We start from the raw sequence: 22,693 nt of genomic DNA on the forward strand, positions 1-22,693 counted from the left end.
TATCTCACTCTCCTTACTTTGCAGGTTCACACCATCTCATGATTGTCAGGGCTATAATTTCACTGGCTTGAAGCATTTCTTCAAGTACAATATGCTCATTTGCATCATGGGCCAATTCTGTAATGCCCGGACCAAATACAACTACCGGAATATTCCCCACGTTTGAGAGGATACCGCCATCCGTTCCCCATGGACTTGCCTCAATGATTGGATCCTCCTTTTTAACATCCCGAAAACTTTCAGATAGTATTTTTTGCAATGGATGATCCTCTTCTATATTTCCAGGGAGCCATCTTGCTCCAAACCATTCAACAAAGGGAGGATTTTCAAGAAACCAAGAATCATATTTTGAAAGTTGGGCTAAGCAATTCTCCATTTCCTTTTGAGCAGATTCCATCGTCTCATCAGGGGCAACCCCCATCCTCCCCTCGATTACTGCTTCATCTGGCACGGAGGAAGGCCAATTACCACTTTTTAATTTTCCAACGTTGATCGGAATTGGGATTGGAATTTTTTCATAAAGAGGATCAGTAATTCTTTGATTTCTTTCTTTTTCTAATTCTGCTAATCTTTGAACTACCATCATTGATTTTTCAATGGCACTCACACCTTCATAGCGTGTGCCGCCATGTGCAGACTTCCCTTTTACATGAATGCGAAACCACATTGATCCTTGCTGTTTCGGGAAAATTTTCATATTGGTAGGTTCTGGAATAATGGCCCCATCGGCCCGATACCCCTTTAATACAGTTGCAAGTGTTCCCGCTCCGCCGCTTTCTTCCTCAATAACACTCTGAAAAAGGACATCTCCCTTTAAGTGGATACCTGATTGGATAATTGCTTCCAGGGCCAAAAGGAGGGCAACCGTTCCCCCCTTCATATCAGTGGAACCTCTCCCGTATAGTTTTCCGGCTTCAATATGACCGCTAAAAGGATCGCGTTTCCAATTTTGTTCATCTCCGACTGGCACAACATCAATATGACCATTTAAGATTAATGACCTTCCATCACCTGTTCCTTTTAAAACGGCCACAACATTTGGATTTCCATTAAAATCCTTTCGATCACAAAAAAATAAAGGATGTCGTACTAACTCATTATGGTCAATTTCCCATATATCAAGCTGTAAACCTAGCTGACGACATTTTTCAATCATGATTGCCTGGGCGCTACTTTCTTTGCCACGGGTACTGTTTTCTTGAACAAGCAGTTGTAAAAGTTTGATTCCTTTTGTCTGATTTTCCTTCAACCACTTTCTTACCAGATGTTCATATTCCAACATTTCCGTTCACTCCTTTTTAGAAGTTAGTAAGGAATCTTGCGCAGCTTTGTCATTATTTCAAATTCAGCCTCGGTCTTGTTTCGAACATCCTTTACATCAAAGGGCTCAAATATTTCCGTTAACCACAGCTTTTTTTCAAAAAACTGAAATACTGCTATCTCTGTAATAATCATGTCAACACAGGTGCCTGATGTTAATGGCAATGTACATTTTTGTACAATTTTCGGCTTCCCATTCTTATCGCAATGGTTCATTAAAACAATCACTTTTTTTGTCTTTTGGGCTAGTTCCATTGCACCGCCCATTCCAGGTACCTTTTTCCCCGGAACTATCCAATTGGCCAGATCCCCTTTTTGACTTACCTGCAACGATCCCAAAATCGTTAAATCCACTCGGCCTCTTCGAATCATCGCAAAAGCGATCGAGCTGTCACAATAAGATCCCCCTTTTATTAATGTGACGGGGAATCCGCCTGCATTGCACAAATTTTCATCTTCCATCCCTTTTGACGGACTTGCTCCCATGCCAACGATTCCATTTTCTGCATGGAACAAGACTAGCATGTCATTCGCTAAATGATTGGGAACAAGCGATGGAATCCCAATTCCAAGATTAACGATCATTCCTTCTTGAATTTCCTCTGCCGCCCTTTTTGCCATTCGATTTCGTATATCTATTCCCATGCCCATTTCCAATTCACCCCATTTGACGGAATGACATAATCAACAAAAACACCAGGAGTTACAATTTCTTCTGGGTCAAGACTGCCAATGGGAACAATCTCCTCAGTCTCCGCTATCGTTACGGAACCGGCCATTGCTACCAAGGGATTCGTGTTTCGGGCACTTTTGTCATAAACCAAATTCCCTAACGGGTCTGCTTTTTTGGCATATACAATCGACACTTCTGCAGTTAAGGATGTTTCAACGAGATAATGTTTCCCATTTAACTCTAATTTAGGTTTATTCATGGCAACCATATCATTTTCCATGCCAACATCTGTTACAATTGCAGCAAGACCAACGCCTCCTGCTCTAATTCTTTCCATAAGCGTTCCTTGAGGAGAAAACTCCACCTCAAGACTGCCTGCATTCATTAGTTCTCCCGCATAAGGATTTGACCCAATATGGGATACAATCACCTTGGACGCTCGGTCCAACCGAATCAATTTGCCTATACCAATATGCGGGAAACCAGTGTCATTTCCGATTAATGTTAAATCTTTTACTTGTTTTTCAATAATTGCATCGATTAAAGTCGGAGGCGAACCAACACCTCCAAACCCTCCAAACATTAAAGACATACCATTATGAAAAAAAGATATAATCCTATCGATTGAGGTTACTTTATTGATGGTTCTTGCCATTTTAAGCACCTCCACCTGTCAAACTGGCTGAAAAAGTTTTGAAAGTTTCATTTAAAAGGGTGATCAATTCCTCAATCTCACACTGGGAAATCGTCAATGGGGGAGAAATAATAATGGAGTCACCGTTTATGCCATCAATTCCGGCACCGGCAGGATATAGCAAGAGCCCTTGTTCCTTGGCAATCATAATAATTTTTTGAGTAACATTTTCATTCCTGGAGAACGGATTTTTATTTGTTGGGTCTTTGACAAATTCAATTCCCAGTAATAAACCTTTTCCACGGATATCCCCGATAAACGAGAATTTGCTTTTAAGCTGCTTTAACTTTTTTAATAAATAAGTACTTTTAGGTTCGACATTTTTAATCGTATCATTTTTTTCAAGATATTCGATTACTGCTAAAGATACTGCACAAGACTGAGGGTTTGCGCTTAGAGTATGTCCGCTCATCACAGATTTCGTTCCTGCAAGAATCGGTTCCATTACTTTTTCAGTTGCTACAGCAGCAGCAATTGGTGCATAACCAGCTCCCATTCCCTTCCCCAATGCAACAATATCTGGCACCACATCCCATTGCTCTAATGCAAGCGTCGAGCCAGTTCTTCCAAATCCGGTCATCACTTCATCGGCAATAAACAAAATATCATTCTTGTCGCAGATTTCTTTGATGACTTTGTAATAATCTTTTGGTGGTGTAATGGCACCACCAGCTGCACCGATGATCGGTTCGGCAATAAATGCTGCAATCTGCTCGGCACCGATTCGGTTAATAGCAGTTTGGAGTTCCTTAGCGCAGCTGTTTTCGCAGCTTTGCGGCTCTAGCCCATATGGACAGCGGTAACAATAGGGAGGATGAATAACAGGAAAATCTTCAAGCAGGGGAACGAACCTTGCCCTGCGAAGGGTATGACCAGACATTGACAATGCTCCTAATGTAATTCCATGATAACTGACCCATCTTGAAAGGATCTTATTTTTCGTCTTAACTCCTTTTTCCTGCCAATGCTGTATAGCCATTTTCATGGCTGTTTCTGTTGCTTCTGAACCGCTATTGACAAAGAATGACCAATTTAAATCTCCTGGTAAAATATCAGCTATTTTTTTGGCCAAACTCTCTGCCGCCTTGCTTGTGAATTGTGACCGATACACGAACGATACTTTTTTTGCCTGTTCATTCATTTTAGCAATAATTTCGGGAACTCCATGACCGATATTGGCAGTAACAGCCCCAGAGGCCGCATCTAAATATTTTTTTCCGCTCGTATCGTATAAATAAACACCCTTCCCATAATCTATCATTGGGTAAACTTCATCCAGAATTGGTTTAATTAAAAAAGTTTTTTCCATGGTCCACGCCCTTTCTTCACCAAATGAACGAGGATAGTATACTAAAGTGTATGAAGGGATATATATATTCTTTCGTTATAATTTTGGCACAATATAAAAAGACAAAGCAGACACGTTTTTAGTGTCTGCTCTAGCCTACTTGTTCAATTGTGATCTTCGTTTCAGTTCCTGCGGAAATGTATGCTTTCGCACCGAAAGGTATGGTTGCAATTGGCTGAACATGTCCGAAATTGACATTGGCAATCACAGGAATATTCTTTAGCTCAGATTTACTGGATATGACTTTTTTTAAGCCTGCTTCTGTCACATTGGAATTTTTTTGAAATCTGCCGATAAGAATTCCTTTGATTCCTTTCGCTTCAGGTAAATGAAGAAGCGATTGTAGTTGACGATCAAAGTCATAGATATGTGATTCTTCATCAGCTTCAATAAAAAGAATAGAATCTGCGAGTGTGGGCATATATTCCGTTCCCCGTAAAAGGTTCAATGAACTTAAGTTTCCGCCGATTAACGTACCTGTTGAGGAACCTTCATTCAGCACCAAGTAACCATCTTGTTCAATAAATGTCCTGTCTTCTTGTTCCAAATACCATGGGTCACCACTCCAGGTTGGAGATGGAATAACATCAAATGGCGCATCATTGGTTACTGCATCTAAAAAGGATTGGAGCGTGTAATCAAAACCAGACTTGATCCCAAAACTTGAAAAAAGAGGACCAGAATAGGTGATTAAGCCTGTTTTTTGAAAGATAGCAGCATTTAAAACCGTTATATCACTATAGCCGCAAAAAACCTTCGGATTCTTTTTTATTAAATGAAAGTCAATGTATTTTAATAGCTGGTTGGCATTGTATCCGCCAAGAGCGGTTAAAATCCCTTTTACATTGGGATCTTGAAATGCTTCATGTAAATCTTCCAATCTTTGTTCAATAGAGGTACTAAAGAATTCATCATGTTTATCGGTGTTTTTTCCGAACGTTACTTGAAAGCCTAATCTGGTTAACCTTTCAATTGCAAATTCTACTTGTTTTCCTTTTACTAATGCCATGCTCGTTGATGGGGCAATGACTCTAATTTCATCACCAGGAGCTAATCTGTTTGGCAGCATAGGTTCACCTTCTTTTTTCTCAATAAATCTATTTTACCAGAAAAATATTCAGTGGGTAGACGAGACAAAAACCCGCTTTAAAAGCGGGCTTATGCATTAACAGTTTCCATTTGTCGGCTAGTTTTAGTTTTTTCAATAATGTCTCTGGCAATCCAAACACCACATGCACTGGCCTGTGCCAAGCCGCGTGTAATCCCTGCACCATCCCCGCCAACATATAAACCGCTTATTTCCGTCTCAAAACGATCATTTAACCTTGGGCGGGCTGAATAGAACTTGGCCTCGACACCATAGAATAACGTGTGCTCAGATGCAATCCCTGGTGTAACATGGTTTAATGCTTCCGTCATTTCAATCAAACTTTTTAAGGTATTGTATGGTAATACAAGACCTAAGTCTCCCGGTACCGCTTCTTTTAATGTTGGTTCAACAAATCCCTCTTTAATACGTTTTTCAGTCGATCTCCTTCCTTTTAAGAGATCGCCGTATTTTTGAACAATCAATCCGCCATTCGATAGGGCATTTGCCAATTTAGAAATCGCATGGGCAAATTCATTTGGTTTATCAAACGGTTCAGAAAAAGTATGGGAAACAAGCAAAGCAAAGTTTGTATTCGGACTGCCCAACTTTGGATCGCGATAGGCATGCCCATTTGCAAGCATAGTTCCTGAATGGTTTTCAACTACAACATGGCCGGAAGGGTTGCTGCAGAAAGTTCTGACCCGAGTTCCAACGGATGTATTGAATACAAATTTTCCTTCATACAAATTTTCGTTAATTTCCTGCATGACAATATTAGTAGTTTCTACACGTACACCAATATCCACTTGGTTATTAATCATCGTTAGTTTTCTAGATTTTAAAAGCCTTGCAAGCCAGGTTGAGCCATCCCGTCCAGGTGTTATGACAACTTTATCAGCAAATACTTTTTGATCCCCTTTAAGCTGAACACCCAATATTTTTAAGCCTTCTGCAGACTTTTCTGTAATTAAATCCTCTACCTCAGTTTTATAGGCCATTTCGATTTTATCTTGTAAATATTCGTAAATACTTTTCATGATTTCGAGATTTTGTTCTGTTCCTAGATGGCGGACCTGGGCTCGAAGTAGCTTTAAGCCGGCAGCATAACCCCTGCGTTCAATATCCCTCACTTTATCTGTCAGCGGATCGGTAATGCTATTTGTTGCTCCATGCTTAAGGTTAATTTCATCAACATAACGAATTAGCTCAATTACTTGTGAATCAGGCAAATAGTCTGTCATCCAGCCGCCAAATTCGCTTGTGATATTAAATTTTCCATCTGAATAGGCTCCTGCCCCTCCGAAGCCATTCGTAATCGAACAGGCTGGCAGGCAACCTGCATAATCTTTCTTTCCAGCAGGTGCTGGGCATTTCTCAATTTTCTTTTGTAGTATTGGACAATTTCTCCGATAAATATCGTGCCCTTTATCAATTAATAATATCTTTGCATTGGGCATTTTAAGTGTAAGTTCATAGCAAGTAAAAATTCCTGCTGGGCCTGCCCCAACCACGACCACATCATAATTCGTTTCCATTGTCCAGTTCCTCCAAAAAGTTTATTCATCATATTCTCTCATTTATAAGTTTCATTTTTGTTTACTAAATTTGTGGTTTTTCAAATTTCCATTGCTAAATATAGCACTTACATTCCAAAAAGTCAAAAGAAATTACGAACTATATACGTGATTTAATAATTAATGTTCGTGTATTTAATTTACACAAAAAAACGCTCGTTTGCGAGCGTTTTTGGATGGGATCATCATAAACGGTATATTTAATTAAACAGCTTCCTAAACTCCCCATAGCCTGCTTCCTCTAACTGTTCTAGCGGTATAAATTTTAATGAGGCAGAATTAATGCAGTAGCGCAAGTGTGTTGGTCCCGGTCCATCATTAAAAACATGGCCCAAATGGGAATCAGCTGTTTTACTTCTTACTTCCGTTCTAACCATAAAATGTCTTAAATCCGTTTTTTCAATAATTTCATCCTCTTCGATAGGTTTTGTAAAGCTTGGCCAGCCGCAACCAGCATCGAATTTATCTAAAGATGTAAACAGTGGTTTTCCCGAAATAATATCCACATAGATACCCGGCCGCTTTTCATTCCAATAGTCATTACGAAACGGAGGCTCTGTGGCACTATTTTGTGTAACTTCGAACTGTATCGGTGTTAATTCTTTTTTTAATTGTGATAAATCTTTATTTTCCAAGCAAATCCCCCCAGTTTGTTTTAATAAATCCGGCACGTCCAGAACCTACATGATAGGATTCATAATGGGTCGGATTTTTTTTATAATAATCCTGATGATATTCTTCCGCAGGATAAAATTTCATCGCAGGCAAGATCGGGGTCATAATTGGTTTTGAGAACCTGCCGCTTTCCGCCAAACGTTGTTTTGATTCTTCCGCAAGCTTTTTTTGCTCCTCATTTTGGTAGAATATCGCTGTTTGATAGGACTTCCCGCGGTCGTAAAATTGGCCGCCAGGATCTGTAGGATCTATTTGCTGCCAAAATAATGACAACAGTTTTTCGAATGGAAAAATGGCTGGATCATAGGTAATCTCGACTGCTTCATAGTGACCTGTTGTCCCTGAACATACTTGTTGGTATGTTGGATTTTCAATAGTACCTCCCGTGTATCCAGAAGTTACCTTTATTATACCAGGCTGAGTATCAAATGGTTTTACCATGCACCAAAAGCATCCGCCCGCAAAAATGGCTTTTTCAACTCTGTTTTCCACTTTGTCACCTCTTATATAGGAATAAATATAAGTATACAGAATAATCCTCCATTTTTAAATTTGAAAGGCCTATTACTTGCTATTTGTATTGAATGGATGTTAGGCACGAGAAGTAAGAATCTGGAATACTATATGATAGACAACAAAATTAGGGTGAGGTCAATGGCTGAGAAGGATTTGCAAAATAAGGCAAACATCCGCTTTCTTCAGGCGGTTAGCGATACCCAATATGTCGATGTGTTTATAAATAAGGAATTGGTTGTAGATTGGCTTCCTTTTCAAAGTGTAAGCAACTATGTTTCGCTTTTGCCAGGAACATACACGATTGATATTCTTTCAAGTACCGACCGTAAAAATAAGCTTTTAAGCACCAACATTATCATCCAAAATGATCAAATCTATACTCTTGTACTTGTTGGAAAGGGGGAAGAAACTGAGCTTTACATGGTTCATAACTTTCCGAAGGTTCCTTTTGGGGAAGCAAAAATGCGTTTTCTTCATTTAGCACCCGAACTGCCTACGATTGATTTTGCAGTAAAAGATCGTGATGTTGTATTCGAAAATATTGCTTTTCAACAAGTTACAGACTATTTGGGGTTAACACCCATGACTGTTGATCTTGAATTACGAACTGCAGGCAGCAAGCAAGTGATTCTTCCAATGCCAAAACTAAAATTCAAAGCAAACGAAGCCTGTACGATTGTATTAGTCGGTTCGAAAAAGGAGTTTTCCATTATAATAATCATTGATTGACCTTCAAAATTAACTCCATTGTCTGGAGTTTTTTTTCATATATTCCTTGACAACAATAAAACGGTACAGAATAATCATGTTTGTATGAAGGGTGAGAGGAGCAGGCAAAATGGAGCTGCCATTAGAATTTGTTGCTAAATTTAAGCAATTATTTGCCAATGAAGCAGAAAACTTCTTTGCTACATATAATCAAAATAAACAGAGCGGATTACGATTTAATCCATTAAAAATTTCAAAATCTGATTTTGAAAAATTATCACCATTTAAATTGGAACCAGTCCCATTTGTACATACAGGATACTATTATCAGCAAGATACTGACCAGCCGGGAAAACACCCATTTCATGCGGCAGGACTTTATTATATCCAAGAACCAAGTGCAATGTTTATTGCAGAACAGTTAGCACCGATGAAGGGTGATCGGGTATTGGATTTATGTGCCGCGCCTGGGGGAAAAACCACGCAACTTGCGGGAATGATGGATCAAGAAGGGCTTTTAGTCGCCAATGAAATTAACACCAAAAGGGCAAAGGCACTGTCGGAAAACATTGAACGTCTTGGAATAACAAATGCATTGGTTACGAATGAAACACCAGAACGTCTCGCAGAAAGATTTCAAGGCTATTTTGACAAAATTCTCGTTGATGCCCCTTGCTCTGGTGAAGGAATGTTTCGAAAGGATGAAGAAGCAATTCGTTATTGGAGTCAGGATCATGTTAACTCCTGCGCAAGGCAGCAACAAAACATATTAGATTCGGCCTTTAAAATGTTAAAAAAAGATGGTATCCTCGTTTATTCAACTTGTACTTTTTCACCTGAAGAAAATGAACAAACGATTGAAGCTTTTTTAAACAAGTATGTAGATATGGAATTACAATCAATCATAAAGCCTGAGGGAATCCAAGATGGAAGACCCGAATGGTCAACCACTAAGAGGGAGGACCTTCTTAAGGTTGCTAGATTATGGCCACATAAGCTACAAGGTGAAGGACATTTTGTTGCGAAATTGAAAAAGACCAGCTCAGCTGAAGTTTCCGCTATCACATCTGCAGGTTCTAACTTTGGAAAAGGGCAACTAAAGGATTTCCAACAATTCAGCAATGAAACGTTTGTCAATCATTCTTTTGAAAACTTCTTTCTTTTCAACCAGCAATTATACGCACTCCCCAATTATTGTCCAAGCTTTCAAGGGTTGCGGGTTCTCAGAGTGGGACTCCATCTCGGAGAATTGAAAAAAAACCGATTTGAACCAAATCATGCCCTTGCCCTCTCCTTAAAAAAAGAACAAATTAAACATTGTTTTAATTTGTCCTCTAAAGATGATCAATGGATTCATTTCTTAAAAGGAGAAACTATTACAACAGGAGCCGACCGTGGCTGGACACTGGTTACGATTGACGGCTATCCGCTTGGATGGGGGAAAGAAGCAAAAGGCATTCTAAAAAATTTCTACCCTAAGGGGTTACGAATAAAAAGTATATAAAAAATAAGGTGCCTTCTTTTGGCGCCTTATTTTACTGGAACTAAAATAGTAAATGCAATCTTATTTTGTTTCAAATCAAACTGATCTACCTTTACCTTGGTATTATTTTTTAATGTGAATTTATGCATGTTTATGTATACTATTTTCTGATCGGGTTTGATATCAACACCTGTTGGTAAATTATAATTGTCCTCAATCAACTTAAGAACATATGGCACAGGTAAATGCAAGCGTCCTAAGGAGATTTTCTTTTGTTTTAAGACTAGGTCACCATTCTTTTGTGCCTCTGGGTCAAAGGTAAGTTTCATATTTAATTCTTCGCTAAGAAAGGGAATCGTCCCTTCCATTTCGACTTCATTCCCCAGATTAACTTGGTAATCAACTGGTGAAGGATTGGCTTCCTTTTTTAAGTAATAATTAATAAGCTTATTTAAATCTTCTTTATTGGATTGCACATAAAAAGGGACATCATCACCAGCTGTTTCTTGTTCATTGGATATATCCTGTTTTTTGCCGGTGTCAGGACCAAGAACATGATGATCATGACAATAAGAAGGTCTATTCCCAATAAAACAAAGAAACCAAGCTTCCATTTGTTTTTCATTTATCTTATCTCCTCTTATGGTATTACAGCAGCCAGTTTTTAGTATATCACTCGATAAACAATTCAAAACGATCTCCTTTAATTATAAAAAAAGATAGACCATTTTTAGAGGTCTATTGGAGGGTTTTAATATCGTTAATGATTTGGTCAAATGGAACATCTTTGATTCCTGGGTATTCCTTTTTTATTTTTCCGTCAGGTCCTACCAAGTAGAAATCGATTCCATGAATAACTTGATCACCGGTTTCTGGCTTTTTCACTAAAGTTTTGTAATTTTTTAAAGCAAAATTTTCAATACTTTTTTGAGAATAACCCGTTAAAAACGTCCAAGACTTTGTATCAGCCCCAAATTTTTTGGCAAAAGCCTGTAATGCTTGCGGGTTATCGACGGTTGGGTCTACACTAAATGAAACAAATTCAACGTTTTTTAAACCTTTTTGCTTAATCATTTCTTGCAGTTTCACCAAATTTGCCGTCATTGGCGGACAGATATCAGTACAGCTAGTATAAATAAAATCAGATATCCAAATTTTACCTTTCAAATCCTTTGATCCAAATTGTTTGTTATTCTGATCTGTATAGGTAAAATTTTTTACCGGCCAATTTAGAGCATCTTTAATATCGTTTTGCCCACATGCTGATAATAGTAGAATACTAATAATTAAGAACAAATATACTTTTTTGTACTTCATACCAACACATCCCTCTTCTTCCATTCTCTGAATATTTTAACAAATTAAAGACAAAGAAGAAAGAAATAAGCAGAAATGATGGGAGATTAAAGATTACCCACTTTTTATATTACTCAAATAAATACATGAGTGCGATTGCACCTGGTCCAGTATGTGTACTGACAATTGAATTCGTATAATCAATTTCGATCTCATTAAAACCTGTTAATTCTATGATTCTATCTTTTATCTTTACCGCAAGTTCAAAGCTTTCAGCGTGGGCAATGCCTACCCTTTTAATCGTCGCTCCCTTTACGTCTTCCATAAATTGATTAACAAGGTACTTTATTACCTGAGAATAACTGCGGACCTTTGCCACAGGATGATACTCTGCACCCTCCAGTGAGGCAATCGGTTTGATATTCATTAAAGACCCAAGAAATGCTTTTCCCTTTCCAATTCTTCCACCCTTTACCAGGTTTTCAAGTGTATCTACCATTACATACAATCGTGTATTTTTTTGGATCGCTTCAAGACGACTTACAATTTCATCTCTGCCGTTTCCTTGCTTCGCCATTTCAGCAGCCTCTATTACTTGGAATGATAGTGCTTTCGAAACGAATTGAGAATCAATAACCGTAACGTTCGCATTTGCCATTCGTGCAGCAGCCTCGGCTGACCTTACTGTACCGCTCATTTTTCCCGTCATATGAATGGAGATAACATCATACCCTTCGGCCCCTAATCGATTGTATACTTCCAGGAAAGCCCCTGGTGATGGTTGTGAAGTTTTCGGCAATTCATTAGCAGAACGCATTCTATTTATAAAATCAGCAGGGCTTAATTGTACTCGATCCAAAAATGTTTCACCATTTATTGTTACCGATAATGGAACAACATCAATTTCATTTTCGTATTTTAAAAGTGTTTCTTCAGACATATCCATGGTGGAATCGGTAACAATTTTAATTTTGTTCAATTTACTCACTCCTACAAATCTCTATCCTTGTATTATATCGATTTTCCTTGATTATGGATATAAATCTTTTAATGTAAAAAGAGCACCAGAAATCTGGCGCTCCTATCATTTCAGTATTCATTCACCAGCTTTGTTCGATTGCTGGTTGTTTAAAACCACTTAAAGAAATTAGTCAATTTTTTCAAATTTTTGCCGCTTAGTAAAATAAACGTTTAAAAGGAAACCTATCACAATCAGAAACGTTCCTGCAGCAATATAATTATAAATATTTGTTGCCGTGTTTGGCAGATCTGGTCTCAATGATGCGTTATCATTACTTACGTTAGAATTTGAATTAGTGATGGTATTCGAATTTGTGTTTGAGATGGCAGGTTCACTGTCAGCTAGAAATTGAAAATCTACCACACAGTCTAAACCTTGAAATTCATTGCCCGCTACACTAGGTAATCCTATCTTAATCGTTAACCCCTCATCCTTATTTTTCTCAATGGTCCGCCCTTTTAAGCTTGAAAAATCCTTTAACTTACCTTGAAAAAGAATTTCTCCATCATTAGTCATGATTGTTAGATCCAGCATTTGGTACAGTTGTTTAGACCCCATTTTATATTTTACAAATGTTTGATAATGAAAGTCTTGTTTAGCAATATTTTGGACAATGATGTTCTTTTCTTCAACTTGACCAGGGGCAAGATTTTCCAACGAAAATAATTGGTTTTCTGGAACTGTTGTAATTTCAACCTCTTGCTGATCAGCAAATCCTTTGCCAACCCACGGGGAACAAATACCAAAACTGAATAGGATTATTATAAAAAAAACAATCTTCATATTATATTTCATAATGAACTCCTTGAATTTAGTAAAACCATAAACGTAATTTAGATGTTATTTATGGTTGTGTCAGTGCAGACTCTGTTCCCTGAGTTTGACTTCCAATGCCGGATGTATCAACAGATGTTGAAGTTGAATTATTAACCGTAGTACCTGCATCTGGTGGATCCTGTTGAATACCATTTGTGGCAGCACCTATAGATGATTGGCCATTTGCAGTACCGTTAACGGCCACTGGTGAAGAATTATTAACAGGACCTGTTCCTTCAATGGCAGTTTCGCTTTTTGTCGTGTTATTATTTTCAATGCCTTGTACTGGCGATGGTGTTACATTGTTCACATTCACTTGATTTTTATCAAGACTTGTTGATGATTCCTGTAATTTCTGCAAATTCAGTTGAATTGGGATCACTTCATTGATATAACCGTTATATCCAATAACCCGATATTCAATGTTATTATTACTGCATTGATCCTTGTTCAAATTGATCACTGTAGGGTCAGTAGTGTATTTTGAGTTCCCTTGTAAAGTAATATCCGAAACAATTTTATCCTTGCTGTAAATGTTAACTAATTGAATCTTTAAAGGAATATCTGTTTTGGAGATATTCCTAACACTAAGGGTTGTCTTTACTTTACACTGCCCTATATATTTGATATTCCCCACTTGAATTTCTACTAAATCACTTGTCTTTGCATTCTGTATTACCCCAACTGCTGATGACTTTGTCTCAAACCAAGCATAGGTACCAGGAATTTTACTCAGAATTGTTATTGAACAGATTAAAATAATGAAACTTGATAGTACAAGATTTAATATAAACTTCGTTCTTCTATTTTTTTTTTGTATTTTAATAACCTGGTTTCCATAATTCCTCCTTAAAAAAATAGAGCAGTTAATTTCATTCATTAACATTAACTGCCCTGGAGTACTTGCTACTTAACTGTATTTGCATTAATCTCTGATTGATATTGTGCTCCACTGTCAACTTGTTTACCCTCCACATCAAATGAAGCTTGGTAGTTTACACCTTGATATTCATTTCCTGCATTCTCGCTAAGTTTAACTGCAAAGATAATAACTATTTGTTCATTTTTCTTCAATTTCCAAAAATTTTGTTTGTCTCCATTACCAATCATAATGGTTTTCTCCATTGCTCCCTGCTTATTTGCCGTTTTTGCTGACAAACTTTGCAGCTGCTGCCCGTCTAGAACACCTTGGTCCGTTTCAACGTTTGATGATGCAGCACTTTTTAATCTTGGACCTGGCGCATTACTTTCAACGAAATTAGAAGTTCCATCCAGAACAGCCTGAAGTTTATCTTTCGTTTGCGGCGGAACATCACTTGGTTGGTTAGCCTTAAACTTATACGCAATATACCCTACTTTATATTTTGATAAATTAGCTTTATCTACTTTATGTGTAAAGGTTGCTTTTAAAATTTGTGGAAGTGAACCAGTATTTTCAATTGTCTGCGCATCACTAAATATGACTTGCGATGGAGTGAATTGTTTTTGATCAAATAGCGATCCCATTTGGCTTAAACCAAATGTTCCAGTTTGGATTGACCCTGTGGCATGACTTTCTGCTGTATACCAAGAATATGTACCAAATCCTGCCCCAGCGATAAGAGATCCTGCGAGTGCTGTTCCAATTAATGCTTTTTTGATGTTTTTCATTTATAACTCTCCCTTTTATTCTTATTTAGACTATGAAACTTTATATATTTCTATGTTTTCATTGGCCTTCTCCCCCTATCTATCGATTATTGTCCCTTTGGTATTAGATCCAATTTTTCAAAAATTAAAATCACTAATAATGCAAATATTGGGAAAATAACAAAAGTAGAAATTCCAATTGGACTTGATACAAATTTTGCCGCAAATCCCGCTTTTGGAATAATCATTTTTTCAATCCCTAAGATATCTTTGCTAGGAATCAATATGTGATCATCAACGTTGTTGTTATCTCCTTTTGTTTTGTACAAAGTTCTTCCATTTTTTTTAACTATTTGAATTACCCGATGTGATACCAAAATTCCGTCGGGATGTTTATATGTAATGATGTCGTTCACTTTTGGTTCCTGATTATTTTTTATTAATATAATGTCCCCTGCAGAAAAAATCGGCTGCATCGAATTAGACAAGACAGTAAGTGCCCGATAGCCTAAAATACTTGGTACTTTTTCAATATTGCCTTTTGCTTGGATAAAATAAAAAACCATCGTCAGTAGTAAACTAATTCCGAAAAAAAATATTATACTCGTAAAAACCCTAATATTCGTTTTCACTATTCCACTTCCTTGTCTACTTCGAAAGTATTCTTTCTGGTATAAATTCGTTCGTTTTATAGAACTATTTGATTATAATATATGCTACGAAAGGCAATATGAAAAATCCTAAAAAGTAGCAAAAACTCCTATATTTGTGGCGTTTTTTCCGATTCGCTCCCTTTTTCTCCTATTTTCTTATATTTGTTTTTTATTAAGAACGTTTTGGGTTTTTTTACTTAAAAACCTTGTTGTTTTTTTGGATAAAAAAGAGAAATGAATAAATCCTTGACGAGTTAACTCACTTTTTAGGGGATTTTTTTATTAAATGAGAGCTTGGTTGCTGTTTAATTCTATAAAAAAAAAGGCCTTAGGAGTTTGGAATCCCCTAAGGCTGCATCATATCTCCATTATTCAACATTTTTCGGCTGGTTTATTGCTAGCTGCTTCCGAATACTCTGCACGTTCCTTCTTTAACTTTCTTTTATAAACAGTCTTTGATAAATTGATACTAATTTCATATAACAGTAATAATGGAATGGTAACTACAAAATCGGACATAAAGTCTGGAGGAGTAATGACAACGGCGATTACAACCAATACAAAGTAAGCATATTTTCGAACTTTGGCTAATACATAAGGGTTAATAATTCCCAAAGATGTGAGAAACATAACCACAATCGGCAATTCAAATAAAACACCGAATGGCAGAGTCATATTCATAATAAAGCGAAAGTACCGATCTGCCGTAAAACTTGTAACAAACATGTTACCACCCAGGTGTACAAGGAATTTATACACCATTGGAAAAATGACAACGTAACCAAATGCAAGACCAATGATAAATAGAAAAAATAGTGCCGGAATATAAGTAAGTGTAATTTTTCGTTCTGAAGGAAGTAATGCAGGTCTAACAAATAGCCAAATTTGCAAGGCAAGGACCGGAATGGTTCCGACAATTGCTACAACTGTTGCAAGCATAAAATAAATCCAAATAATATCACTTGGACCGAGAACCAATAGCTTTACATCCAAATCTTTTACAAACCACTTATATATATCTTCACAATAGATAAAACCGACAATAAAAAAAACGATAAATGCAAGTCCGGAAATAATAATCCTTTTTCGCAATTCCGCTAAGTGTTCGGTTAACTGTAATTCCTTTTCTTCCATTTCCCATCCCCTGCCAATATCCTAGTGTTACAAAAAAAGGTGTAAGCTTATCTCTTACACCTTATTTTTTAATGGTCTTGTGATCCTCGTCTGAATCTTTCATAACATCATCTGCTATTTCACGAGTTGATTTTTTAAACTCTCTTAAAGTTTGTCCAAATGCACGGCCTATTTCAGGAAGCTTCTTAGGTCCAAAAATGATTAATGCCAAAATTAAAATCAAAATCAGGCCTGGAATGCCAATATTCGAAAACATGAATATACCTTCCTTCCACTTAGGATTAAGGAAATCTTGATTGTTACTATCTTTATGTTAATTTATATATAACAGTACAGGAAATCAATCCATGATGCAAACAAGCCTATTTACTTTTTTCGTTCATAAAGACAAAATTCATAATCATATGGATTTTTTTCATCTTTTGTCCCTTTAGCAAGAGATTTTAGTTCCCATTTCGTTTCGTCAAATTTAGGGAAAAAAGTATCCCCTTCAAACTCATGATGAATATTGGTAATATACAATCGGTCTGCAAATTCAAATGTTTCTTTAAAGATTTCCGCACCCCCAATAACAAAAACTTCCTCCTCACTTTGACGACAATACACTACAAAGTCGGCAACGGAGTGAAAGACTGTACATCCTTCACTTTGGAAATCAGGATTTCGGGTAATGATGATATTTTCACGCCCTGGTAGCGGTCTTCCAATTGATTCATGAGTTTTTCTCCCCATTGCAATCGGATGCCCCATTGTAACTTTTTTAAAAAACTTTAAATCTTCTGGAAGATGCCATGGAAGATTATTGTTTTTTCCAATTGCTTTAAGCTCGTCCATAGCGACAATAAAAGAAATCATACACTAACGGCTCCCTTAATATGTGGATGTGCATCATAATTTTTAATTTCAAAATCTTCATATTTGTAATCAAAAATGGAATTTGGTTTTCTTTTTATTTCAAGTTGAGGCAATTTTTTTGGTTCACGTGACAATTGAAGTTTTGCCTGTTCTAGATGATTTAGATAAAGATGGACATCCCCACCAGAAAAAATTAATTCACCAACTTCTAAATCACATTGTTGAGCTACCATATATGTTAAAAACGCATAACTTGCAATATTGTAAGGAAGACCTAGGAAAGTGTCTACCGACCTTTGTTGCCACATTAACGAAAGCTTACCATCTGCAACATAAAACTGAAAAGCATAGTGACAGGGAGGTAACTTCATATTTTCAATTTCTCCGACGTTCCACGCATTTACAAGGAGCCGCCTTGAATTCGGATTTTCTTTAATTTCATTTACTACTTGTTCAATTTGATCGATAAATTCTCCGCTCTTTGTCTCCCATTTTCTCCATTGAGAACCATAAACAGGCCCTAAATTTCCATTCTCATCGGCCCATTCATCCCAGATTGAAACTCCATTTTCCTTTAGATATTTAATGTTTGTGTCTCCCTTTAAAAACCATAATAATTCGTGAAGAATAGATTTTATATGGAGTTTTTTTGTAGTAAGTAGCGGAAATCCTTCTTGTAAGTCGAATCGAAGCTGACGGGCAAAAACCGAGATTGTTCCTGTTCCCGTCCTATCACTCTTTTCAACCCCGTTTTCTAAGATTTCTTCTAATAAATTAAGATATTGTTGCAATTTAGGTCCCCCTATATGTTTAATTAATCTTTATTTCATATTTTTCTATTTTAACTAAAAAAGCTGCCAGAAACAATTCCAGCAGCCTTAATTTAACTTTAAACTTCTAAACCGAAATTGCGACAGAGTGCGGCCAGCCCGCCAGAAAAGCCGCTGCCAACTGCACTGAACTTCCAGTCCCCATTATGCCGATAAAGTTCACAGACAACAACAGCTGTTTCTACCGAAAAATCTTCTCCTAAATCAAAACGAAGTATTTCACTATTTTTGTCTTCATCCACAACTCTTACAAAGGAGTTAGAAACTTGTCCAAAGTTTTGGCTTCTTGACTCCGCATCATGGATAGTCACTGTAATGGCAATCCGGTGAACATGTGATGGAACCTTTGAAAAATCAATTTTAATTTGTTCATCATCACCTTCCCCTTCACCGGTCCGATTGTCTCCGGTATGTTCAACCCCGCCAGAAGGATGAACTAAATTATTATAAAAAATAAAGTCAATATCTTGGGTTACACTCCCATTCGCATCCGTTAAGAAGGCGGAGGCATCAAGATCAAAGTCTTGTCCGCCTGAATACTTGTTGGTATCCCAGCCAAGACCGACAATCACCTTTATTAGTCCGGGGTTCGTTTTAGTTAAATCGATTCTTTGTCCTTTTGATAAGTTAATGCCCACAAATTTCACCTCATAACCAATCATAATTTAATATTTAACTGTATGAACGTACTACCTCTCCAAGGCTTGCAGCATTCGTGCCATTACCGATTGCAGCAAATTTCCACTCACTTCCGTGACGATAAAGTTCACCGGCAATGAGACATGTTTTCCCACTATAATCATCGGTCAAATTATAATGGAGCATCGCTTGATTACTTGCAGGATTTACAATTCGTATAAATGCGTTTTGAATCATCCCAAAATGCTGCCTTCTTTTTACCGAATCATAAATATTTACTACAAAGACAAGCTTATGGATATTGGCAGGTACTTTGCTTAAGTCAACAAAAATCTGTTCATCATCACCATCGCCGTCACCTGTCAAATTATCTCCGGAATGCTGGACACTGCCATCCCTGCTCTTTAGATTGCCAAAATAGACAACATCATGGTTATTTTGGAGCCTGTCATTTTCACCAAGCATTAAGACAGAAGCATCGCAGTCAATATTAGGTGTGCTTGCGCCAAACAGCGAACCTAAAAAGCCGCCTCCGCCACTTTTAACAGGGTCCCAGCCTAATCCAACCAAGATTTTTGAAAGTCCTGGATTGCTTTTCGTTAAATCGACTCTTTGCCCTTTTTGCAAATTAATTGCCATTTTCATTCACCCCACTATTTTATTGTTGTTTTATTTTTTTAAAGTTTTCTTGAAGCTGTTCTAAACGTTTAGTCCCTTCTACACGTAAACGCTTATTTTCCTCCTCAATTGCACGTGTTTCTTGCATTCCTTTAATGATGATATTCCAAGATTCTTCGATGGTCTCAATTTTAATGCTAGGACTTCCAGCGAGTCGAGCAATGTCTGCGCTCTGCTGGGAAATGTTTTGCGCATTTCTCAAGAGCATTTCATTGGTACGGCGATCCAGCTCGCTCATTGAATCAGCAACAAGCTTTTGTCTTTTTGCTGCTACTGCTTGAATTAATCCATTTTTAAATATCGGAATGGTTGTCACGAAAGCAGAATTAATCTTTCCAATTAGCTTTGTATTTCCCCGCTGCAGCAAGCGAATTTGTGGTGCCGTCTGTAAGGAAACCATTTTAGCCATTTCTAAGTCATATATTCTTTGTTCCATTAACTCAATCGCATTTTTTAATGTATCCAGCTGCATCGAAGCGAGCTGGTCCCCGCCTGCTGCACGTGATTCCAACTGCGGAAGTTGCTTGGTTTTTAATTCTTCTGCCTTCATTTGGCCTGCAACAATATATTTCTCCAATGTTAAATAATATTGATAGTTTTGTTCGTACATTTGCTCAAGCATGTTTGTGGATTGAACCATTTCTTGCTGATATTTAGAAATTTCAACATAGACCTTATCAATCTCACTACCCATTGTTTGATATTTCCCAAAAAGCTTATCGATCACTTTTTCGCCTTTTTTAAAAAGCTTTCCAAAAATACCGCCAGAAGTTTTCTCAAAGTCCTTCGCATCAAATTTATCCATGATCCGACCAAGCTGTTTTAACAGTTCGCCTGAGTCTTCTATTTTAGTTGTTCGCATGTTTCGCAAAATTTGATCGGAAAACCTTGATATCTGTTCTGCCGTCTTTTCCAAACTGCAGGACTTGAATTTGGTCCCGCTCATCAATAGTGCGAACCAGGTTTTGTACCTCCGGCTCTTTCCGAAGTGCCAGCTTAATATCCGATACCTTCGTTTCCGTAAGTTGTTCATCAAGATTAGAGGAAATTTGATCTGTAGATGGGTTTGGTGAAAGATTCATCATTTAATCCCCCTTAAAGTTTTTTAATATACCCTGGAATAGTCCTTTTTTAAATCTGGAAGGTTCTTTATATTCTAATTCAAAAACAACGTCATCCAACCAATGTGTATCAAAAAGGTCTGCATCCAGATAGTTCTCCATGTCGTTATGGCCTGGCGGATTGTATACGATAATATCAATTCCAAAATAATTTAATATCAACAATACCGCTGCATCAGACCTTTGCAATGTTCCATGCATTTCATTATTGTATAAAATGATCTTAGGCACATTTTGAGAATAATCAAACCTCTCAAGGAGTTGAATGATGCTTTTTGGTATTTTCATGGCTTGACTAAATAGATAAACTTTTAATTCTTCTTGTGTTTCTTGTGTTACAGGTTTAAGATCGGGATTCTCACAAACGTTTCTAACTGCATTTGCGATTCCTAATTGCAGCCCTTCCGGCAATTGCCCATACGACCAATAATGGGCCTTTATTATTTTTTCAGGATTTAACCGCCCATCATTCCCAAGTGCATTTCGGTAATGAAAGCGAAAATCACTGGAAGGTGAAATGGTAAACGGGAAATGTCGAATTAATAAACAATTTTCTAATTTACTAAGGGCTTGGAGCCGATCCCAATATTCTTTTCTATTTTTACTTACGCCCAAAATCTTTGCGAACAGGGCAGGTATCTTTACTTGACCGTTCCCTACTTCAAAATTAGGTCTAATCATCGCCATTTCCTTGCTAAGGATGAAAAGTTCATCATACGTCGTTTTTAACGTAATCGATGATGGTGTATAATCCCTTAATTGCCAAGGCTTATAAAAATGCGAACCTTCTTCGTTTAGAATGGTCTCTATTTCCTTTGAAGCCCGGTACGCCACCGTTGTTTTCCTCATCCTTTTTTCAGTTGGAAAAGGTTCTGCCGGCATATTTTTTGGGAAATGATGAACAAAAACAGATTCTTGGATCATGTCTTCCAAGAGATTTTTTCCCTCAGGGTGAAAAATGATGACATCGCATCCAAGCATCATTAAATAGTAGATAAAATACTGATGACTCTTTTTAAAATTGCCATACCAAAGATATTTTGGCATTTCTCTTTGGGGATCTGCCTTACTTAATGGATCCTCTAAATGATTGATTGACCATTTGACAATATCAACCAGAACTCTCCTTAGTTCACTGTTCTTTAAGCCATCCTTTTCCTTAACAGCAAACAACTCAAGGGTATTCATCATGGCTTCCCTAAGTTTCCGATGGAAAACAGGGTTCTTTGATTTTATCAGGAGCTGTTCACCGTCAAGAAACGCTGTAAACCGATTGATGGATAATTTTTGCTCATTATTAATGGTAAGGACTTTTTGAATCGCCTGGAATTGATGATTATCAATTGACTTATTTAGCGAATCTTCACTCAATAGGATTAAGTTCCATTCAGGTGAATGAACGTAATCATAAAGCTGATTGTAATATTCATCTATATCCAATGGCAGACCTAAAAATTCTGCAATGACTCTTCCAATCCTAATAACCCCATTTTCAATTGAAAATTCAGGTCGCTCTGGTAATGTTTTTTCCAATAACCCAAGCCAATTTTCATATGAAAGGGATAAATTTTGGATTTTTAGCTGATTTAATGATGGGTACATTCCTAATCCCTTCCCTCTGAAAGCGAAAGATTTTTGTTACGAAGGACCGCTCATCTCTATTTTTCAATTGAAGCGTCCTACTTAGAAAAATATGTAAGGTTTCTCTCCCATCATATCACAGTTATTTATTTGCTTCATATGTTTTACAATTAGATTTAAAAAATGTTTCACGAATAGGAGTTCTTCTTTTTCACCAATATTCTTGTACTGACATATATTTGAGTACTCACAATAGTAAGAAGGTGACTCCATTTGAGATTTCGATATAGACGGCCAAGGATAAGTGAGATCCGCTCGGACCTTGAATTGGTAATGGACGTGTTGATGTCAGATTTATT

Annotated in this window: 24 protein-coding genes and 1 pseudogene; 2 read left to right on the forward strand and 23 right to left on the reverse strand. The window is 37.2% G+C overall.

Annotated elements, in window-relative coordinates; genetic code table 11:
• Positions 1-13 precede the first annotated feature (13 nt).
• The 8 genes from RCG17_RS03670 to msrA all read right to left on the reverse strand — a co-directional run bounded on the left by RCG17_RS03670 (position 14) and on the right by msrA (position 7,815).
• Positions 14-1,282, reverse strand: a complete 1,269-nt coding sequence (locus RCG17_RS03670; protein ID WP_308173915.1) for a peptidase — start codon at positions 1,280-1,282, stop codon at positions 14-16.
• 23 nt (positions 1,283-1,305) lie between these two features.
• The gene (locus RCG17_RS03675; protein ID WP_308173916.1) at positions 1,306-1,971 is read right to left on the reverse strand and encodes a 3-oxoacid CoA-transferase subunit B; all 666 of its coding nucleotides are present in this window, start codon (positions 1,969-1,971) and stop codon (positions 1,306-1,308) included.
• Positions 1,956-2,657 carry a CoA transferase subunit A gene (locus RCG17_RS03680; RefSeq protein ID WP_374120894.1) on the reverse strand — a complete coding sequence of 234 codons (702 nt, stop codon included), beginning with the start codon at positions 2,655-2,657 and terminating at the stop codon, positions 1,956-1,958. The genes RCG17_RS03675 and RCG17_RS03680 overlap by 16 nt, the downstream gene beginning before the upstream one ends.
• On the reverse strand, positions 2,650-3,996 hold the full coding sequence (locus RCG17_RS03685; RefSeq protein ID WP_308173918.1) for an aspartate aminotransferase family protein: 1,347 nt from the start codon (positions 3,994-3,996) through the stop codon (positions 2,650-2,652). The genes RCG17_RS03680 and RCG17_RS03685 overlap by 8 nt, the downstream gene beginning before the upstream one ends.
• Before the next feature lie 130 nt (positions 3,997-4,126).
• A complete protein-coding gene (locus RCG17_RS03690; protein WP_308173919.1) occupies positions 4,127-5,104 on the reverse strand; it encodes a S66 family peptidase in 978 nt (325 codons plus the stop codon).
• An 89-nt stretch (positions 5,105-5,193) separates the two neighbouring features.
• The gene (locus RCG17_RS03695; protein ID WP_308173920.1) at positions 5,194-6,660 is read right to left on the reverse strand and encodes an NAD(P)/FAD-dependent oxidoreductase; all 1,467 of its coding nucleotides are present in this window, start codon (positions 6,658-6,660) and stop codon (positions 5,194-5,196) included.
• A gap of 239 nt (positions 6,661-6,899) precedes the next feature.
• Positions 6,900-7,334: a peptide-methionine (R)-S-oxide reductase MsrB gene (gene msrB / locus RCG17_RS03700; protein WP_308173921.1), complete on the reverse strand. Its 435-nt coding sequence runs from the start codon at positions 7,332-7,334 to the stop codon at positions 6,900-6,902.
• Positions 7,324-7,815, reverse strand: a complete 492-nt coding sequence (gene msrA, locus RCG17_RS03705; protein WP_374120941.1) for a peptide-methionine (S)-S-oxide reductase MsrA — start codon at positions 7,813-7,815, stop codon at positions 7,324-7,326. Before msrA ends, msrB begins: the two co-directional genes overlap by 11 nt.
• Before the next feature lie 213 nt (positions 7,816-8,028).
• Between msrA and RCG17_RS03710 the strand changes: the two genes are divergently transcribed.
• Both RCG17_RS03710 and RCG17_RS03715 read left to right on the forward strand, forming a co-directional pair.
• Positions 8,029-8,619, forward strand: coding sequence for a DUF4397 domain-containing protein (locus RCG17_RS03710; RefSeq protein WP_308173923.1), 591 nt, complete (start codon positions 8,029-8,031; stop codon positions 8,617-8,619).
• Between the two features lie 109 nt (positions 8,620-8,728).
• Positions 8,729-10,102 (forward strand): RsmF rRNA methyltransferase first C-terminal domain-containing protein, encoded by a 1,374-nt coding sequence (locus RCG17_RS03715; protein ID WP_308173924.1) that lies wholly within the window; start codon positions 8,729-8,731, stop codon positions 10,100-10,102.
• Between the two features lie 26 nt (positions 10,103-10,128).
• On the opposite strand, the gene RCG17_RS03720 is transcribed toward RCG17_RS03715, so the two are convergent.
• The 15 genes and pseudogenes from RCG17_RS03720 to RCG17_RS03790 all read right to left on the reverse strand — a co-directional run bounded on the left by RCG17_RS03720 (position 10,129) and on the right by RCG17_RS03790 (position 22,355).
• Positions 10,129-10,773 carry a YpmS family protein gene (locus tag RCG17_RS03720; RefSeq protein ID WP_308173925.1) on the reverse strand — a complete coding sequence of 215 codons (645 nt, stop codon included), beginning with the start codon at positions 10,771-10,773 and terminating at the stop codon, positions 10,129-10,131.
• Positions 10,774-10,819: 46 nt separating this feature from the next.
• Positions 10,820-11,422: an SCO family protein gene (locus RCG17_RS03725; RefSeq protein ID WP_308173926.1), complete on the reverse strand. Its 603-nt coding sequence runs from the start codon at positions 11,420-11,422 to the stop codon at positions 10,820-10,822.
• Positions 11,423-11,507: 85 nt separating this feature from the next.
• Positions 11,508-12,356 (reverse strand): DegV family protein, encoded by an 849-nt coding sequence (locus tag RCG17_RS03730; protein WP_308173927.1) that lies wholly within the window; start codon positions 12,354-12,356, stop codon positions 11,508-11,510.
• 168 nt (positions 12,357-12,524) lie between these two features.
• Complete coding sequence (locus RCG17_RS03735) at positions 12,525-13,193, reverse strand: hypothetical protein (RefSeq protein WP_308173928.1); 669 nt, start codon at positions 13,191-13,193, stop codon at positions 12,525-12,527.
• 49 nt (positions 13,194-13,242) lie between these two features.
• Positions 13,243-14,094: a hypothetical protein gene (locus RCG17_RS03740; RefSeq protein ID WP_308173929.1), complete on the reverse strand. Its 852-nt coding sequence runs from the start codon at positions 14,092-14,094 to the stop codon at positions 13,243-13,245.
• A gap of 26 nt (positions 14,095-14,120) precedes the next feature.
• Entirely contained in the window at positions 14,121-14,864 is a 744-nt protein-coding gene (locus RCG17_RS03745; RefSeq protein ID WP_308173930.1) for a hypothetical protein, read from the reverse strand.
• An 86-nt stretch (positions 14,865-14,950) separates the two neighbouring features.
• On the reverse strand, positions 14,951-15,475 hold the full coding sequence (locus RCG17_RS03750; protein ID WP_308173931.1) for a signal peptidase I: 525 nt from the start codon (positions 15,473-15,475) through the stop codon (positions 14,951-14,953).
• A 393-nt stretch (positions 15,476-15,868) separates the two neighbouring features.
• A complete protein-coding gene (gene tatC / locus RCG17_RS03755; RefSeq protein ID WP_308173932.1) occupies positions 15,869-16,630 on the reverse strand; it encodes a twin-arginine translocase subunit TatC in 762 nt (253 codons plus the stop codon).
• A 61-nt stretch (positions 16,631-16,691) separates the two neighbouring features.
• Positions 16,692-16,886, reverse strand: coding sequence for a twin-arginine translocase TatA/TatE family subunit (gene tatA / locus RCG17_RS03760; protein WP_308173933.1), 195 nt, complete (start codon positions 16,884-16,886; stop codon positions 16,692-16,694).
• A 110-nt stretch (positions 16,887-16,996) separates the two neighbouring features.
• On the reverse strand, positions 16,997-17,485 hold the full coding sequence (locus tag RCG17_RS03765; protein ID WP_308173934.1) for a dihydrofolate reductase: 489 nt from the start codon (positions 17,483-17,485) through the stop codon (positions 16,997-16,999).
• Entirely contained in the window at positions 17,482-18,276 is a 795-nt protein-coding gene (thyA, locus tag RCG17_RS03770) for a thymidylate synthase (RefSeq protein WP_308173935.1), read from the reverse strand. Before thyA ends, RCG17_RS03765 begins: the two co-directional genes overlap by 4 nt.
• A gap of 98 nt (positions 18,277-18,374) precedes the next feature.
• Positions 18,375-18,953 (reverse strand): TerD family protein, encoded by a 579-nt coding sequence (locus RCG17_RS03775; RefSeq protein ID WP_308173936.1) that lies wholly within the window; start codon positions 18,951-18,953, stop codon positions 18,375-18,377.
• Positions 18,954-18,987: 34 nt separating this feature from the next.
• On the reverse strand, positions 18,988-19,593 hold the full coding sequence (locus tag RCG17_RS03780) for a TerD family protein (protein ID WP_308173937.1): 606 nt from the start codon (positions 19,591-19,593) through the stop codon (positions 18,988-18,990).
• A 19-nt stretch (positions 19,594-19,612) separates the two neighbouring features.
• Positions 19,613-20,714 (reverse strand): annotated as a pseudogene (locus tag RCG17_RS03785) (toxic anion resistance protein).
• Positions 20,715-20,717: 3 nt separating this feature from the next.
• Complete coding sequence (locus RCG17_RS03790) at positions 20,718-22,355, reverse strand: YceG family protein (protein WP_308173938.1); 1,638 nt, start codon at positions 22,353-22,355, stop codon at positions 20,718-20,720.
• Between the last annotated feature and the right edge of the window lie 338 nt (positions 22,356-22,693).

The sequence above is a fragment of the Neobacillus sp. PS3-12 genome (assembly GCF_030915385.1).
Lineage (GTDB): Bacteria > Bacillota > Bacilli > Bacillales > Cytobacillaceae > JAEVLT01.

Excerpts from the sequence above, each read along its gene's own strand:
- RCG17_RS03670 (WP_308173915.1), bottom strand. The coding sequence starts at position 1,282 with ATGTTGGAATATGAACATCTGGTAAGAAAGTGGTTGAAGGAAAATCAG.
- RCG17_RS03790 (WP_308173938.1), bottom strand. The coding sequence starts at position 22,355 with ATGTACCCATCATTAAATCAGCTAAAAATCCAAAATTTATCCCTTTCA.
- msrA (WP_374120941.1), bottom strand. The coding sequence starts at position 7,815 with ATGGTAAAACCATTTGATACTCAGCCTGGTATAATAAAGGTAACTTCT.
- RCG17_RS03715 (WP_308173924.1), top strand. The coding sequence starts at position 8,729 with ATGGAGCTGCCATTAGAATTTGTTGCTAAATTTAAGCAATTATTTGCC.
- RCG17_RS03780 (WP_308173937.1), bottom strand. The coding sequence starts at position 19,593 with ATGGCAATTAATTTGCAAAAAGGGCAAAGAGTCGATTTAACGAAAAGC.
- RCG17_RS03745 (WP_308173930.1), bottom strand. The coding sequence starts at position 14,864 with ATGAAAAACATCAAAAAAGCATTAATTGGAACAGCACTCGCAGGATCT.
- RCG17_RS03675 (WP_308173916.1), bottom strand. The coding sequence starts at position 1,971 with ATGGGCATGGGAATAGATATACGAAATCGAATGGCAAAAAGGGCGGCA.
- tatA (WP_308173933.1), bottom strand. The coding sequence starts at position 16,886 with ATGTTTTCGAATATTGGCATTCCAGGCCTGATTTTGATTTTAATTTTG.
- RCG17_RS03695 (WP_308173920.1), bottom strand. The coding sequence starts at position 6,660 with ATGGAAACGAATTATGATGTGGTCGTGGTTGGGGCAGGCCCAGCAGGA.
- RCG17_RS03685 (WP_308173918.1), bottom strand. The coding sequence starts at position 3,996 with ATGGAAAAAACTTTTTTAATTAAACCAATTCTGGATGAAGTTTACCCA.
- RCG17_RS03690 (WP_308173919.1), bottom strand. The coding sequence starts at position 5,104 with ATGCTGCCAAACAGATTAGCTCCTGGTGATGAAATTAGAGTCATTGCC.
- RCG17_RS03740 (WP_308173929.1), bottom strand. The coding sequence starts at position 14,094 with ATGAATGAAATTAACTGCTCTATTTTTTTAAGGAGGAATTATGGAAAC.
- tatC (WP_308173932.1), bottom strand. The coding sequence starts at position 16,630 with ATGGAAGAAAAGGAATTACAGTTAACCGAACACTTAGCGGAATTGCGA.
- RCG17_RS03765 (WP_308173934.1), bottom strand. The coding sequence starts at position 17,485 with ATGATTTCTTTTATTGTCGCTATGGACGAGCTTAAAGCAATTGGAAAA.
- RCG17_RS03735 (WP_308173928.1), bottom strand. The coding sequence starts at position 13,193 with ATGAAATATAATATGAAGATTGTTTTTTTTATAATAATCCTATTCAGT.
- RCG17_RS03710 (WP_308173923.1), top strand. The coding sequence starts at position 8,029 with ATGGCTGAGAAGGATTTGCAAAATAAGGCAAACATCCGCTTTCTTCAG.
- RCG17_RS03725 (WP_308173926.1), bottom strand. The coding sequence starts at position 11,422 with ATGGAAGAAGAGGGATGTGTTGGTATGAAGTACAAAAAAGTATATTTG.